This window comes from Rheinheimera sp., assembly GCF_036568245.1.
Classification (GTDB): domain Bacteria; phylum Pseudomonadota; class Gammaproteobacteria; order Enterobacterales; family Alteromonadaceae; genus Alishewanella.
Window position 1 is genome coordinate 1 of record NZ_DATCSY010000100.1, and the last position, 13083, is coordinate 13083.

Here is a 13083-nt window from a genome sequence, read left to right on the forward strand (position 1 = left end):
TTTAACCGGCATGCTACTGCCAACTCAGGCCTCTGCCAGTAAAGTAGCGCTGATAGTACGGATCCCCTGTCCGGTTGCCCCGGCGGCCCAGTAAGCATTATTGGTATTATTAAAAGCAGCCGCTAAATCAAAATGCAACCAGCCCTTGCCCTCATTAGGCACAAAGCGGCTTAAAAAGCCGGCGGCATTGCTGGCGCCACCCGCCCCACCACCTTTCACCGGCCGGCTGTTCGCCGTGTCAGCGTAGGCTGACGGGCATTGCTGTTGATGCCATAATTCGAGCGGCAATTGCCAGGTAGGCTCCTGCACGGTTTCAGCATAAGACAGCGCCTTTTGTGCCAGAGCTTTATCCAATGCAAATAGCGCTGTGTACTCACTGCCTACCGCAGTAACAGCAGCACCGGTGAGGGTCGCAGCATCGATAATCAGCCCTGCACCACTTTCTGCGGCACACATTAAACCATCGGCCAACACCAGGCGCCCTTCAGCATCGGTATTTACAATCTCGACTGTAGTACCATTTTTGTAGGTGATAATATCGCCGAGTTTATATGCATTACTGCTGATCAGGTTTTCAGCGCAACATAAAACCAGCCGTACCCGCTTATTCAGCCCTTGCAGGATAGCCAGTGCTAAAGCCGCAGTGACAGTCGCTGCGCCGCCCATATCACATTTCATCGTCAACATGCTTTCGGTGGCTTTAATCGAATAGCCACCACTGTCAAATGTAATACCCTTGCCAACCAGAGCAGCGCTGACAGCGGCAGAAGCATCACCTGTTGGGTTGTAGTCCAATACCAGCATAGCCGGCTTTCTGGCGCTACCACGGCCAACGGCGTGCAGACCATTCCAGCCTGCATCAAGCAATTGCTGGTCCAGCAAAATCTCGCTACGTACTGTGCCTTTAGCCGCAACGCTTTCAATAAAGGCCAGTGCAGATTTCGCTAATTGTTCAGGGTATAAATCATCCGGCGACTGGTTAGTCACTTTTTTAGCCCAGCTAAAGCAGCGGGCTAAGTACTCAAGCTGCATCTTAGTGCTATCGTCACCGCAAAAATGCACAGTGCCGCTTTTCTTTGCAGAACAAAAGCCCTGATAAAATGCCCATTGCAGCTCTTGAGTCCACAGCTCACCGGTTAATGTAACCTCGGTTAAGCCAAAACTGTCTAAACTGCGGCCGGCCTTTTGCACATTGCGCAGAGAGTCCTGATTATTCAAATGGATCTGAAAGCCATCGTTTACCGGAGTAAATAAGGCTTTACCCCACTTTTCTGCAGCACTACCTTGCCGCAGCGTGATCTGCACAACATCTGACATAATCTGCCCTTTCATCACTGTCTGTTAGCGGAATAGCACTGAGTGTACCACAAGGTTTTCGCGACAAAACACCGCTACGTTATTATGCCGCTGCAACACGGCCAACACTAAGTGATGTTAGCCAGATGAAAAAAGATGACGTTGCTGCAAGCAATCTGTATACTTCCGCGTCTTTTAAATCTGATTGCGATGCCAGCAATATTCTGCTATCTATAGCCGCCACATTTTTTTGCTTGGCATTATACAGGAGATGATTATGCCAGAGGGCAATACTACCAAAACGCTGGGCTTACTCGCCCTTGCAGGCGTAGCGCCATATCAGGAAGCTGTCGGGGAAGAGTATATGAACCCGAAGCAACTGGAACATTTCCGCCGCATTCTCGACGCCTGGCGTCAACAGCTGCGTGAAGAAGTCGATCGCACAAAAAATCATATGGCTGATGAAGCCGCAAACTTCCCTGATCCGGTCGACCGTGCTGCTCAGGAAGAAGAGTTCAGTTTAGAACTGCGTGCCCGTGACCGTGAACGCAAGCTACTGAAAAAAATTGAAAAAACACTGCAAAAAATTGAAGACGAAGATTTCGGCTACTGTGATACCTGTGGCATCGAAATTGGTATTAAGCGTCTGGAAGCCAGACCGACAGCCGATCAGTGTATCGACTGTAAAACCCTGGCTGAAATAAAGGAAAAGCAGCTGGGCGGCTAGTATGCCCATACTCTCCCCCGCTTACACCGGCCGGTTTGCGCCCTCGCCCTCCGGCCCGCTTCACTTCGGTTCTCTCATTGCCGCTCTGGGCAGTTATCTGCAGGCTAAAAGCCAACAAGGCCGCTGGCTGGTTCGGATGGAGGATATAGACAGCCCCCGCATGGTAAAAGGCGCCGACAGCGACATCTTACGCACGCTGGAAAAGTTTGGTTTAGGCTGGGACGCAGAAGTGTTGTATCAAAGCCAGCGCCTGGAACGCTACCAGCAGATATTTGACCATTTGCAGCGCCAGAACCTGCTATATGGCTGCGATTGCAACCGTAAGCGGGTGAGTGAGCTTGGTGGCATCTATGACAACCATTGCGCCACGCTAAACAAACAATCGGGTACTCTGGCCTGGCGCCTGCGTAGCTGTGGTGTGAAAGCTGAATTTTCCGATCTGGTATTTGGTCATCAGACCGTGCCCGCTGCGTTGGCTAATGAAGACTATATCATCAAGCGACGCGATGGTTTATTTGCTTATCAGCTGGTCGTCGTGGTTGATGATATTGAGCAGGCGGTAACAGAAGTGATACGTGGCGTCGACTTACTAGAGATGACACCCCGGCAACAGGCATTATGTAACCTGCTCGGTGCCAGGCCTCCGGCATATGGCCACCTGCCTTTGGCAGTGACAGAGCCGGGCTTTAAACTGAGTAAACAAAACCATGCCACAGCTGTTAGCGAATGGCCGGTCACCGAAGCACTGTATCAGGCGCTGCGATTTCTTGGCCAGCAACCACCGCCTGAATTATACCGGCTAACAGTTGATGAGTTGCTTAGCTGGGCTATCACGCACTGGCAACTGGCAAAGGTACCGCCCCAGCTTGAAATAAACAGTACAGAATTTCAATAAGCCCGGTTGGTTTCATTCTTTTTTAATTGCAGCTGCGGTATTATTAGCCGTTTTTTTTGTGCTGCGCTCAGCAGCATTGTGCAGGAGAATTATCATTATTTCGCGAGTGTTAGATTTTTGCCGCCGCACCTTTGGCGGTAAGGCCAAAACAGGTAAAACTGTAAAGTCTCATCAGAATGCTGTTGCCGGCAACGTTCAGCGTGCGCCGCGTCAGGCTCCATCTGCCAGTTTGCTACCTGCAGTACAACGTTTAAGCCGTGACCAACATGCTATTTCGCGCAAAGACATCAGCCCAAATGCATTAAAAGTACTGTATCGCCTCAAAGATGCTGGTTTTGATGCTTATCTGGTTGGTGGCTGTATCCGTGATTTATTGCTGGGTCTGAAACCGAAAGATTTTGATGTGGTGACCAACGCCCACCCGGAGCAGGTTAAGCAGGTGTTTCGCAATTGCCGGCTGATCGGCCGCCGCTTTCGCCTGGCCCATGTTGTGTTTGGTCGCGAGATTATTGAAGTTGCCACTTTCCGCGGCCACCACAGTGGTGCTGATGACGAAGCCGATACTGCGCCCAAGCTAAAAACAGCCAGCTTAAGTGACCATGGCCAGATTCTACGAGATAACGTATACGGCACGATCGAAGAAGATGCTGAACGGCGCGACTTTACCATTAACGCGCTGTATTACTCGGTGAATGACTTTGCTGTATACGATTTTGCCAACGGCACCCAGGCGATAGCTGAGCGAAAAATAGAACTGATTGGTGATCCGGAAACACGCTACCGTGAAGATCCGGTGCGTATTTTGCGCGCCATCCGCTTTGCCACCAAACTTAATATGCATATAGCCCCGCCCACTGCTGAACCAATACCACAGCTGGCGGTACTGTTGAAAAATATTCCGGCGCCCAGGCTGTTTGATGAGTTAATTAAACTGCTGCTTGCCGGCAAAGCCTTTGATAACTTTATGCTGATGCGCGACATGCGCGTATTAAAGCAGCTACTACCGCAACTGGATAAGCTGCTAAAGCAAGAGCCTGAAGGCAAAGCGTTTCAGCTGGCAACCAAAGCCCTGCAGGATACTGATGCCAGAGTTGATGCAGATAAACCGGTAACCCCGGCGTTTATCTTTGCGGCTTTACTCTGGTATCCGGTAGAGCTTCGCAGTCAGGCACTGGTGACTGACGGTTTAAGTGAAATAGATGCGATGAACATTGCGATGACAGAAGTGCTGGATGACGTTACCCGCACTATTGCTATTCCTAAGCGTTTTACGCTGTCGATGCGTGATATCTGGGCCTTACAAAGCCGGCTGACTAAGCGCGCCGGCCGCCGGGCGTTTAAACTGTTAGAGCAGCCAAAGTTTCGCGGTGCCTTCGATTTCCTGCAGTTGCGCGCTCAGGCCCAAACTGACGACAACAGTTTAACGGAGCTGGCTGTATGGTGGGAACGCTTTCAGTTTGCTGATGAAAGCGGCCGCCTGGCGCTGATTAGCCAGCTAGGCAAAGAAGGCGTAGACAAAGGCCCACGGCGCCGGCGCAGCTATAAACGTAAACGCACGGCAGAATAATGGCTAAAGCGCGAGTCTATATTGGCCTGGGGGCCAACCTGAACCAACCGGTACAACAACTGCAGCAGGCTATTGAGGCGCTGCAGCAGCTACCGGACTCTGAGCTGATAGCAGTGTCTTCCTTATACGGTTCTAAACCGATGGGGCCACAGGATCAGCCCGACTACGTCAACGCCGTCGCCGCACTGGATACTGCGCTTGAAGCCGAAGCACTGCTGGACGCCCTGCAACATATTGAGCAAACACATGGCCGGCAGCGTAAAGCTGAACGCTGGGGCCCACGCACTCTGGATCTGGATATTTTGTTGTATGGCAGCCAGGTTATTAATAGCCAGCGTCTGACAGTACCGCACTATGGTATGCGCCAGCGCGAGTTTGTTCTGTATCCACTTTATGAAATTGCACCGCAACTACAGTTGCCCGACGGGGCTGTACTATCTTCTTTACTTGCGCAAGTTCCTCTAAATGGCTTGCAAAAACTTGCAGGCAGTTGCAGCTGACGGCACTTTGTGCCATCTTGCGCCACCTGCGTTAATGGTCGGATGAGATTAAAATGGCTAAGATCACCACTGCCGTATTACAGAAAATGAAACAACAGGGAAATAAAATCAGCATGCTGACAGCTTATGATGCCAGTTTCGCTAAATTATTTGCCGAGCAAGGTGTTGAGGTTCTATTAATCGGCGATTCTCTCGGTATGGTACTACAAGGCCATGACGATACATTACCGGTCACCGTCAGCGATATCGCCTACCATACCCGTGCTGTCCGTGCCGGCGCACCGGATGCTTTTGTGATTGCCGATATGCCATTTATGAGTTACGGCACGCTGGAACAGGCGCTAAACAATGTGGTACCGCTGATGCAGGCCGGTGCCAATATGGTGAAACTGGAAGGCGGAGATTTTCTGCTACCCACCGTGAAAGCCCTGACAGAACGTGGCGTGCCTGTTTGTGGCCATCTTGGTCTGACGCCACAGTCAGTACATATTTTTGGTGGCTATAAAGTTCAGGGCAAAACTGACGCTGCTGCCGATGCCATGGTTGAGCAGGCTCAGGCGCTGCAAGCGGCCGGCGCACAGCTGTTAGTGCTGGAATGTATTCCTACTTCACTGGCAAAACGCATAACAGAAGCACTGACGATTCCTGTAATTGGTATTGGCGCCGGTAATGTCACCGACGGTCAGGTGTTAGTCATGCATGATTTGTTAGGGATCAGCAGCGGCTATATTCCTAAGTTTTCGAAGAACTATCTGGCGCAAACCGGCGAGATCAGAAGTGCCATAGCGGCCTATGTCAGCGAAGTAAAAAGCCTGACTTTCCCAGCTAACGAACATAGCTTTTAATACCGATGAACTTAATTTCCAGTATCGACACACTTCGCCAGCAAATTAGTAGCTGGCGTCAAAACGGCCAGCGCATTGCCTTTGTGCCTACTATGGGCAACTTGCACAATGGTCACCTGCAACTGGTCGATGTAGCTAAAACACGCGCCGACAAAGTGATAGTCAGTATTTTTGTCAACCCGATGCAGTTTGGCAAGAACGAAGATTTAGCCAGCTACCCCCGCACGCTGGAAGCAGATTGCGCCGGTTTGAAGCAACATGGTACGGACGCCGTGTTTACCCCGACACCCGAAATGATGTATCCACGCGGTCTGGACGTTCAAACCTTTGTTGAAGTCCCCAAACTTGGCGATCTGCATTGTGGCGCCAGCCGTGCCGGGCACTTCAGAGGCGTGTCGACGATTGTTTGTAAACTGTTTAATCTGGTACAGCCTGATGTTGCCTGTTTTGGCCAGAAAGACTACCAGCAGCTGGCGATAATCCGCCAGATGGTGACCGACTTATCCTTACCGATTGAGATTGTTGGTGTGCCGACAGAACGTGCCAGCGATGGTCTGGCGCTGAGTTCACGCAATGGTTATTTAAACGCAGAGCAACGAGCGACAGCACCGCAACTTTACCGGCTTCTGCAGCAGCTGCGTAACGCCATTGTGGCCGGCAATCACGATTACCGGGCACTGGAACTTGAAACTAAACAACAACTGACACAAGCTGGCTTTATACCAGACTATATAGATATTTCAGACCGGCACGATTTAACGCTGGCCACTAAAGCAGAGCAGGATAAAGTCATTCTGGCAGCAGCCTGGCTGGGAACAACCCGTTTGATAGACAACCTCGAAGTGTAAAAAACCTGTAGCAGATCAATACCTGTCACGTTATGTGCCTATACTCTAGCCTTATTGGCAAAGGGAAGGCACAACATGCTCAAAGCGTTACTCGGCGTAGCCAGGCTAAATTTTCTTACATTAACAGTAATTTGCATTACATTGGCTGCCAGTTTCAGCTGGTACCGCCATGGTGCTTTTTCTGCCGGTTTATTTAGCCTGGTACTGCTGATGGCACTGGCAGCACACATCAGTGTCAATGCTTTCAATGAATACTTTGATTTTAAATCCGGCTTAGATTTTCTTACTAATAAAACCCCTTTCAGCGGTGGCAGTGGTAGCCTGATCAGCCAACCGTCTGCGGCTTCTGCTGCATTAGTGCTGGCCTGCAGTTGTCTGCTGCTAGTGATAATTTCCGGTTTATATTTAACCATACAGTTAGGCTGGTCCCTGCTGTTAGTTGGTATCCCCGGCGTACTGCTTATCTACGCCTACACCCAATATATCAATCGCTCGCCATTACTGTGTCTGCTGGCGCCGGGTGTCGGTTTTGGTTTTTTTATGACGCTTGGTGCAAGCTGGGTCTTTAGCGCCGAACTTAGTAGCGGTGCTGCGGTGCTGGCAGCAGTGATAACCTGCCTGGTCAGTAATCTGTTACTGCTGAATCAGTTTCCCGATGTCGATGCCGATCGTCAAGTGGGCCGGCGGCATTATCCTATTGTAATTGGTCGCCGGCGCAGTGCTGTCGTGTTTTCGCTACTACTACTGCTCAGCTATTTGTTGCTGCCGATAGCGGTAACAACCGGTTTACTGCCACCGCACTGTTTACTCGCGCTGCTAACACTGCCTTTGGCAGCTAAACTGTTGCCCAGTATTTTCCGCAACGCAGATACCCCCTCGAAGCTAACGCCTTATTTAGCGCTTAACGTAGCGTTAGTACACAGCTTGACGTTGCTGTTAGCTCTGGGCTTACTCTGGGCAGCACCGCTTAATGCATAAGGACAACTGATGCAGCAAATAGTAACGGACATTGTGATAGTCGGTGGCGGAGGTGCCGGTTTACGCGCTGCCATTGCTGCAGCTGAAGCTGCACCTGGGCTAAGTATTACTGTGCTGTCAAAAGTATACCCAATGCGCTCGCACACTGTGGCTGCCGAGGGCGGTGCTGCGGCAGTAACCTTAAGTAGCGACAGCACTGCTGCACATTTTGAGGATACTGTTAGCGGCGGTGACTGGCTGGCAGACCAACCGGTGGTAGAGTTTTTTGTTAAGCAGGCATACCGGGAACTCGTACAGCTGGAGCATTGGGGCTGTCCCTGGAGTCGCCGACAGGACGGCAATGTTACCGTGCGCCGTTTTGGTGGCATGAAAACCGAACGCACGTGGTTTGCCGCCGACAAAACTGGCTTTCATATTTTGCATACCTTATTTCAAACCAGCCTGAAATACCCTGCCATTAAGCGGCTGGATGAATTCTTTGTGCTGGATTTGTTACGGCAGGGCGATCAGGTAGTAGGTATAATAGCGCTGGCGCTCAATAGCGGTGAACTGGTGCAAGTTCAGGCTAAAAGTGTCATTTTTGCTACCGGCGGTGCCGGACGGGTTTTTCATTACAATACTAATGGAGGCATCGTTACCGGTGATGGCATGGCCCTGGCCTATCGCCACGGCGTGCAGCTGCGCGATATGGAGTTTGTACAATATCACCCCACCGGTTTGCCAGGCAGCGGCATTTTAATTACCGAAGCTTGCCGCGGCGAAGGTGCAGTATTACTGAACAAACACGGCAAACGGTATTTGCAAGACTATGGTCTGGGGCCGGAAACACCGTTAGGTCAGCCAAAAAATAAGCAAATGGAGCTGGGGCCGCGGGATAAACTATCACAGGCATTCTGGCACGAACTGCAAGCGGGACGCTGTGGCGATTATAACGGTCATGCTGTGGTGTATCTGGATTTACGCCACATAAGCCGAGCGCATTTGCTCCAGCGTCTGCCGTTTATCTGCGAGCTGGCAAAAGCCTATGTCAATATTGACCCCGCAACGTCGGCCATTCCAATCCGTCCGGCCGTGCATTACACCATGGGGGGTATTGCTACCGATATCAATTGCCAAACCACGCTGCCAGGTTTATATGCTGTGGGCGAATGCGCGTCGGTTGGCCTGCATGGCGCAAACCGGCTCGGCTCCAATTCATTATCTGAGTTGCTGGTATTTGGCCGCGTTGCAGGTGAGCAGGCAGCACGCTATGCCAGCCAATGCCCGCCAGTTGACAGCAAAGCGCTCAGTGTACAACGCGAAATGTCGCAGCGCTGGCTTAACCGTCGTTTTGGGACTAATGCCTCTGATTCAGTAGCAAAGTTAAGACAGGATATGACCCTAGCAATGGAGCAAGGCTGCGGTATTTACCGCACAAGTCAAGGCCTGCAGCACTGTCAGCAACAATTACAAGCTCTACAACAGCGTTATCAGCAGTTGAAAGTTACCGACCGCAGCAAGGTATTTAATGTTGAGCTGGTGCAATATCTGGAATTGGGTTTTAGCCTGGATGTCGCGCAAGCCATTTGCAGCGCAGCCATGGCACGCACCGAGTCACGTGGTGCGCATCAACGGTTAGACGAAGGGATGACAGCGCGCAACGACGCCGAATTCCTATGCCATTCTCAGCTGTCTTATAGGGCAAACAGTTTACCTCAGCTTAGTTGGCAAGCCGTAAAGATCAGTAGCCTACCGCCGGCTCAGCGCAGCTACAGTAGTGATAATGCCACTGCAGATAATAGTGCAGATCGTGCACAAGGAGCACAGCCATGACGGATTATCAACTGTTAGTGCAGCGCTATGATCCTGAGCATGACAGCGAGCCACGACAGCAGCGTTTTACTGTAGCTGGCGATCAAACTACTTCAGTGCTCGATGCGCTATTGGATATTCAGCAACAGCTGGACCCTACTCTGAGTCTGCGCTGGTCCTGCCGGATGGCCATTTGCGGCTCGTGCGGTGTAATGATTAATGGCATCCCCAAACTGGGCTGCAAAACTTTTTTGCGTGACTACCACTCAGACATCATTATCGAACCGTTGGCACACTTTGCTGTTGAAAAAGACCTGATTGTCGATATGGCACAATTTCTGGCGCACTTATCAGCCATCAAACCCTATCTGATTAATGGTTACAGTGGCACAGCACTACATAACCAAACACCGGCGCAACTGGCAAAGTATCAGAAGTTTTCTGATTGTATTAATTGCGGTCTTTGCTATTCAGCTTGCCCGCAGTTTGGTTTAAACCCGGACTTTCTGGGCCCTGCGGCCATTATGCTGGCACAGCGCTATAATCTTGATAGCCGCGACAACGGCAGAGCTACGCGTATGCCACAATTAAATGGTAAAAACGGTGCCTGGGGCTGCACCTTTGTCGGTTTTTGCTCAGATGTTTGCCCCAAGCAGCTCGACCCTGCGGCAGCTGTGAATCAAGCCAAAGTTGAATCGGCCAAAGATTTTATTATCAGTATGTTTAAACCTTGAGGACCCCGGCTATGAGTACGCCCGTTTCAGCGCGTAAACCTTATCAGCCAAAGCTTAACCGCAACTGGTGGCTGAAACATAACTATTACCGGTTTTATATGCTGCGCGAAGCCACTGTGCTACCGCTACTGTTTTTTATCGGCTGTTTACTGTATGGCCTGTATTGCCTGGCACAAAGCTCTGCGCACTGGGCGAGTTTTCAGTTGTTTATGCAGCAACGTTGGGTAATAGCGCTTAATCTGCTGGCCTTTGCTGCAAGTTTATTCCATGCCAAAACTTTTTTTGCATTGTTCCCGCGGGTAATGCCGCTGGCGCCAGCCAAGCTGATGATCGTTGGGCAATGGCTGGCAACACTGCTGGTCGCAGCAGGCTTGCTGATGCTATTCGGGGGCTGGTTATGAACACCCCCAAACGCTCAGAAGAACCTATCTGGTGGGCACTCTTTAGCGCAGGCGGTGTATGTTTTGCAGTATTTCTACCAGGGTTAATCCTGCTACTGGGAATCCTCTGGCCGCTCGGACTGCTTAATTCGCCTTTACAGCAATACGCTCAACTGCTGGCATTATTGCAAAGCGGCTACGGTTTAACCGGATTGGTTTTTACCTGTGCGGTAATCTGTTTACCGCTGTTTCATGCAGCACATCGCATTCACCATGGTTTACATGATCTAAAGCTTAGTTACTCCAGTGTAACTAAGCTATTGTGTTATGGTACAGCAGCTGCTCTGAGTGTGCTGGCAGTGTATTTAACCTTCCATCTGATATTAGCTGATTAAAAGCTGCCGCCGTTTTATCTCAGCCTGTCGCCAATCGGCAACATATTATCTAATTGATTTATAATAACAAAACACTTAACTCGTGTTAAGTGACGCCGATTTGCGACAATCACCCTTGGCTATTTCGCCTAATACCGCGACAAACAAGAGTAGCTTACTGTATTTTATTGCTTTTTAAATTCTGGCACGGCATCTGCAATTGCTATAACAAGATTGCAAGAAAAGCCGGAGACGGAAAATGAAAAAAATCTTTATCACTGCCTTGTTACTACTCAGCGCCAATCTGGTACTGGCCAACGAATTTCGTAATAAAGTGCATCAGCAAGAACTGCCGCAAACTGCAATATTGTCTCAGGCAGAATTAGCTGCTCAGGCAGAACTTAATGCAGCGTTATCCGCCAGTACAGAATTGCGTTAAAGAATTATCGTGAGAAAGAGTATGGGTGGCGAGCCACCCAGTTAACTAAACACCGGCTCTGAATTTAGCCGCATCGATAATAGCCCACAAATGTGCGATGGCGGCAACGATTGCCGGCACTACCAAAAACCACATGGCATAACCTGCGGCACACACCACGAAAAATAGAATCGCAGCTAAGATACGGCCCTGCACCAGTTGCCCTAAGCCCGGAATAAACACATTACACAAAGCGGCAATAACATTGCCCCCTGAGCCCTGACCTGCCATAAGCTTTCCTCCATTAATATTTCTTAGAATTAATTGTCAGTATTGTAAGCACGTTATTTACTGCTTTAACGTTGCAACAAACTGCTCTGACTGTGCAATAGCTTTATTCATTTCGGCGATAAGAAGGTTAATGTCTTTCTGCACGGAATTAAACTCCCCTTTTAACGCCCCTATCGCTTTGGCATTAAGGTTATGTTTTAAATACAGAGCATTATCTTTAAGTGATGACAACACAGGTTGCATCGTCTGCTCTGCCCGGCGCATCGTTTTTAGCAGGCTGGCATATTGCCGTTTGGTTTCGGCAAGCTTTTTGGTGCTGTCTTGCTGTAGCTTAGCATTACTGTATTGCTCCAGCTCATCCTCCCACTCATCAAACAACGCATCAGCCACAGCCTCAATGCTATCAATGCGGGCGCTAACATCTTCAGCGGCTTTGCTACAAGCCTGATATTCGCTATCAGTCGCTTCGTACATACGCTGTAAATCGCCGCCGTCAAATTTGATCAGGCTGCTAAACTGCTCCAGTGCCGACTTAAACTGCTGCTGGGCATCCTGTTGCGATTGCTGGGCTTCTTCTACCCGGTCAACAAGAATGTCACGTTTATGTACGCCAACTTTCTCCATTGCCGAATAGTAAGCGCTTTGACAAGCGGTTAATGCCAGCAGTAAAGGCAGGGTAAACAGGAGATTACGCATAAAAACAGGCCGTTGTTGTTACAGTATGCACCGATAATAGCCTGTTACAGCATGCAGGACAAACTACTCTATATCAGATCTTTAGCCAGTTGCAGCAACTTGGGGTAGAACTCTTTATCCAGTTGCGCTATCTGGTCTTGCTCAACCAATACATCGTGCAGAATTTGCTCTGTTGTCAGCGGGTTAGCAAGTACGACTCTGAATACTATCGTTTCCTGCCGGTTGTAGCGTGCGGGTGTCAGGCGGGTACGGGACACGAAAGATTTACCCTCTTCGCGCTGGCGTTTCTGGATAAACTTGGTCAGGCCATTTAGCAATTCGTTAAAACGCTGCAGTTGCTCAGCATCAGCACCCGCCATCGCTTTTTGCACCTGAGCTGGAACGTAGCGGTATGTCAGTAAACACAGCTCTGGTTCAGTGATCAGCTCAAAATCGATATTGTGGGCGATTAGCGTGGCAAAATAGCGGGCTTTTTCCAGGCTGCGGTTAATCAGAATTTCATAGCCGTCACGGCCGATAACCTGTAAACATGCGTGCACCAGCATTGCCATACCCGGGCGTGATCCCTCCAGCGTCTGGCTGCCTAAATCTTTTGAACCTTTACGCAGAATGTACTCGGCGTGGTGTTCAATTACATGCGCTGCTGATGGGTGTTTAAATACCACCATCCCCGCGCCCATAGGCACATACATTTGTTTGTGGGCATCGATAGTAACGGAGTCGGCGCGCTCTATACCACTTAG

At 50.1% G+C, this 13083-nt stretch carries 16 protein-coding genes; 12 read left to right on the forward strand and 4 right to left on the reverse strand.

Annotated features, from left to right (window positions below; translation table 11 throughout):
- Nucleotides 1-24 precede the first annotated feature (24 nt).
- Nucleotides 25-1317, reverse strand: a complete 1293-nt coding sequence (gene pepB / locus VIN66_RS04405) for an aminopeptidase PepB (RefSeq protein WP_331922863.1) — start codon at nucleotides 1315-1317, stop codon at nucleotides 25-27.
- Between the two features lie 256 nt (nucleotides 1318-1573).
- Here pepB and dksA point away from each other — a divergent pair, with 256 nt between their 5' ends.
- From dksA to VIN66_RS04465, 12 genes are all read left to right on the forward strand, one after another.
- Nucleotides 1574-2023, forward strand: a complete 450-nt coding sequence (gene dksA / locus VIN66_RS04410; RefSeq protein ID WP_331922864.1) for an RNA polymerase-binding protein DksA — start codon at nucleotides 1574-1576, stop codon at nucleotides 2021-2023.
- A gap of 1 nt (nucleotide 2024) precedes the next feature.
- Complete coding sequence (gene gluQRS, locus VIN66_RS04415) at nucleotides 2025-2918, forward strand: tRNA glutamyl-Q(34) synthetase GluQRS (RefSeq protein ID WP_331922865.1); 894 nt, start codon at nucleotides 2025-2027, stop codon at nucleotides 2916-2918.
- A gap of 106 nt (nucleotides 2919-3024) precedes the next feature.
- Complete coding sequence (gene pcnB, locus VIN66_RS04420) at nucleotides 3025-4485, forward strand: polynucleotide adenylyltransferase PcnB (RefSeq protein WP_331922866.1); 1461 nt, start codon at nucleotides 3025-3027, stop codon at nucleotides 4483-4485.
- Nucleotides 4485-4985: a 2-amino-4-hydroxy-6-hydroxymethyldihydropteridine diphosphokinase gene (gene folK, locus VIN66_RS04425; protein WP_331922867.1), complete on the forward strand. Its 501-nt coding sequence runs from the start codon at nucleotides 4485-4487 to the stop codon at nucleotides 4983-4985. Before pcnB ends, folK begins: the two co-directional genes overlap by 1 nt.
- Before the next feature lie 53 nt (nucleotides 4986-5038).
- A complete protein-coding gene (gene panB / locus VIN66_RS04430; RefSeq protein WP_331922868.1) occupies nucleotides 5039-5830 on the forward strand; it encodes a 3-methyl-2-oxobutanoate hydroxymethyltransferase in 792 nt (263 codons plus the stop codon).
- Between the two features lie 5 nt (nucleotides 5831-5835).
- Nucleotides 5836-6678 (forward strand): pantoate--beta-alanine ligase, encoded by an 843-nt coding sequence (gene panC, locus VIN66_RS04435; protein ID WP_331922869.1) that lies wholly within the window; start codon nucleotides 5836-5838, stop codon nucleotides 6676-6678.
- 75 nt (nucleotides 6679-6753) lie between these two features.
- The gene (locus VIN66_RS04440; RefSeq protein ID WP_331922870.1) at nucleotides 6754-7656 is read left to right on the forward strand and encodes a prenyltransferase; all 903 of its coding nucleotides are present in this window, start codon (nucleotides 6754-6756) and stop codon (nucleotides 7654-7656) included.
- Nucleotides 7657-7665: 9 nt separating this feature from the next.
- Entirely contained in the window at nucleotides 7666-9468 is a 1803-nt protein-coding gene (frdA, locus tag VIN66_RS04445; RefSeq protein ID WP_331922871.1) for a fumarate reductase (quinol) flavoprotein subunit, read from the forward strand.
- On the forward strand, nucleotides 9465-10181 hold the full coding sequence (locus VIN66_RS04450; RefSeq protein WP_331922872.1) for a succinate dehydrogenase/fumarate reductase iron-sulfur subunit: 717 nt from the start codon (nucleotides 9465-9467) through the stop codon (nucleotides 10179-10181). Before frdA ends, VIN66_RS04450 begins: the two co-directional genes overlap by 4 nt.
- An 11-nt stretch (nucleotides 10182-10192) precedes the next feature.
- Nucleotides 10193-10582, forward strand: coding sequence for a fumarate reductase subunit C (locus VIN66_RS04455; RefSeq protein ID WP_331922873.1), 390 nt, complete (start codon nucleotides 10193-10195; stop codon nucleotides 10580-10582).
- Nucleotides 10579-10956, forward strand: coding sequence for a fumarate reductase subunit FrdD (gene frdD, locus VIN66_RS04460; RefSeq protein WP_331922874.1), 378 nt, complete (start codon nucleotides 10579-10581; stop codon nucleotides 10954-10956). The genes VIN66_RS04455 and frdD overlap by 4 nt, the downstream gene beginning before the upstream one ends.
- Before the next feature lie 238 nt (nucleotides 10957-11194).
- Entirely contained in the window at nucleotides 11195-11374 is a 180-nt protein-coding gene (locus VIN66_RS04465) for a hypothetical protein (protein WP_331922875.1), read from the forward strand.
- A gap of 45 nt (nucleotides 11375-11419) precedes the next feature.
- On the opposite strand, the gene VIN66_RS04470 is transcribed toward VIN66_RS04465, so the two are convergent.
- The 3 genes from VIN66_RS04470 to VIN66_RS04480 all read right to left on the reverse strand — a co-directional run.
- On the reverse strand, nucleotides 11420-11644 hold the full coding sequence (locus VIN66_RS04470; RefSeq protein ID WP_331922876.1) for a hypothetical protein: 225 nt from the start codon (nucleotides 11642-11644) through the stop codon (nucleotides 11420-11422).
- 57 nt (nucleotides 11645-11701) lie between these two features.
- Nucleotides 11702-12340 (reverse strand): DUF2959 domain-containing protein, encoded by a 639-nt coding sequence (locus tag VIN66_RS04475; RefSeq protein ID WP_331922877.1) that lies wholly within the window; start codon nucleotides 12338-12340, stop codon nucleotides 11702-11704.
- Between the two features lie 68 nt (nucleotides 12341-12408).
- On the reverse strand, nucleotides 12409-13083 hold a 675-nt coding region (locus VIN66_RS04480; RefSeq protein WP_331922878.1), incomplete at its 5' end, for a pyridoxal-dependent decarboxylase.

What these genes read in the sequence shown, in the direction of transcription:
- pepB (WP_331922863.1), bottom strand. Translation starts at nt 1,317, where the DNA reads ATGTCAGATGTTGTGCAGATCACGCTGCGGCAAGGTAGTGCTGCAGAA.
- dksA (WP_331922864.1), top strand. Translation starts at nt 1,574, where the DNA reads ATGCCAGAGGGCAATACTACCAAAACGCTGGGCTTACTCGCCCTTGCA.
- gluQRS (WP_331922865.1), top strand. Translation starts at nt 2,025, where the DNA reads ATGCCCATACTCTCCCCCGCTTACACCGGCCGGTTTGCGCCCTCGCCC.
- folK (WP_331922867.1), top strand. Translation starts at nt 4,485, where the DNA reads ATGGCTAAAGCGCGAGTCTATATTGGCCTGGGGGCCAACCTGAACCAA.
- panB (WP_331922868.1), top strand. Translation starts at nt 5,039, where the DNA reads ATGGCTAAGATCACCACTGCCGTATTACAGAAAATGAAACAACAGGGA.
- panC (WP_331922869.1), top strand. Translation starts at nt 5,836, where the DNA reads ATGAACTTAATTTCCAGTATCGACACACTTCGCCAGCAAATTAGTAGC.
- VIN66_RS04440 (WP_331922870.1), top strand. Translation starts at nt 6,754, where the DNA reads ATGCTCAAAGCGTTACTCGGCGTAGCCAGGCTAAATTTTCTTACATTA.
- frdA (WP_331922871.1), top strand. Translation starts at nt 7,666, where the DNA reads ATGCAGCAAATAGTAACGGACATTGTGATAGTCGGTGGCGGAGGTGCC.
- VIN66_RS04450 (WP_331922872.1), top strand. Translation starts at nt 9,465, where the DNA reads ATGACGGATTATCAACTGTTAGTGCAGCGCTATGATCCTGAGCATGAC.
- VIN66_RS04455 (WP_331922873.1), top strand. Translation starts at nt 10,193, where the DNA reads ATGAGTACGCCCGTTTCAGCGCGTAAACCTTATCAGCCAAAGCTTAAC.
- frdD (WP_331922874.1), top strand. Translation starts at nt 10,579, where the DNA reads ATGAACACCCCCAAACGCTCAGAAGAACCTATCTGGTGGGCACTCTTT.
- VIN66_RS04465 (WP_331922875.1), top strand. Translation starts at nt 11,195, where the DNA reads ATGAAAAAAATCTTTATCACTGCCTTGTTACTACTCAGCGCCAATCTG.
- VIN66_RS04470 (WP_331922876.1), bottom strand. Translation starts at nt 11,644, where the DNA reads ATGGCAGGTCAGGGCTCAGGGGGCAATGTTATTGCCGCTTTGTGTAAT.
- VIN66_RS04475 (WP_331922877.1), bottom strand. Translation starts at nt 12,340, where the DNA reads ATGCGTAATCTCCTGTTTACCCTGCCTTTACTGCTGGCATTAACCGCT.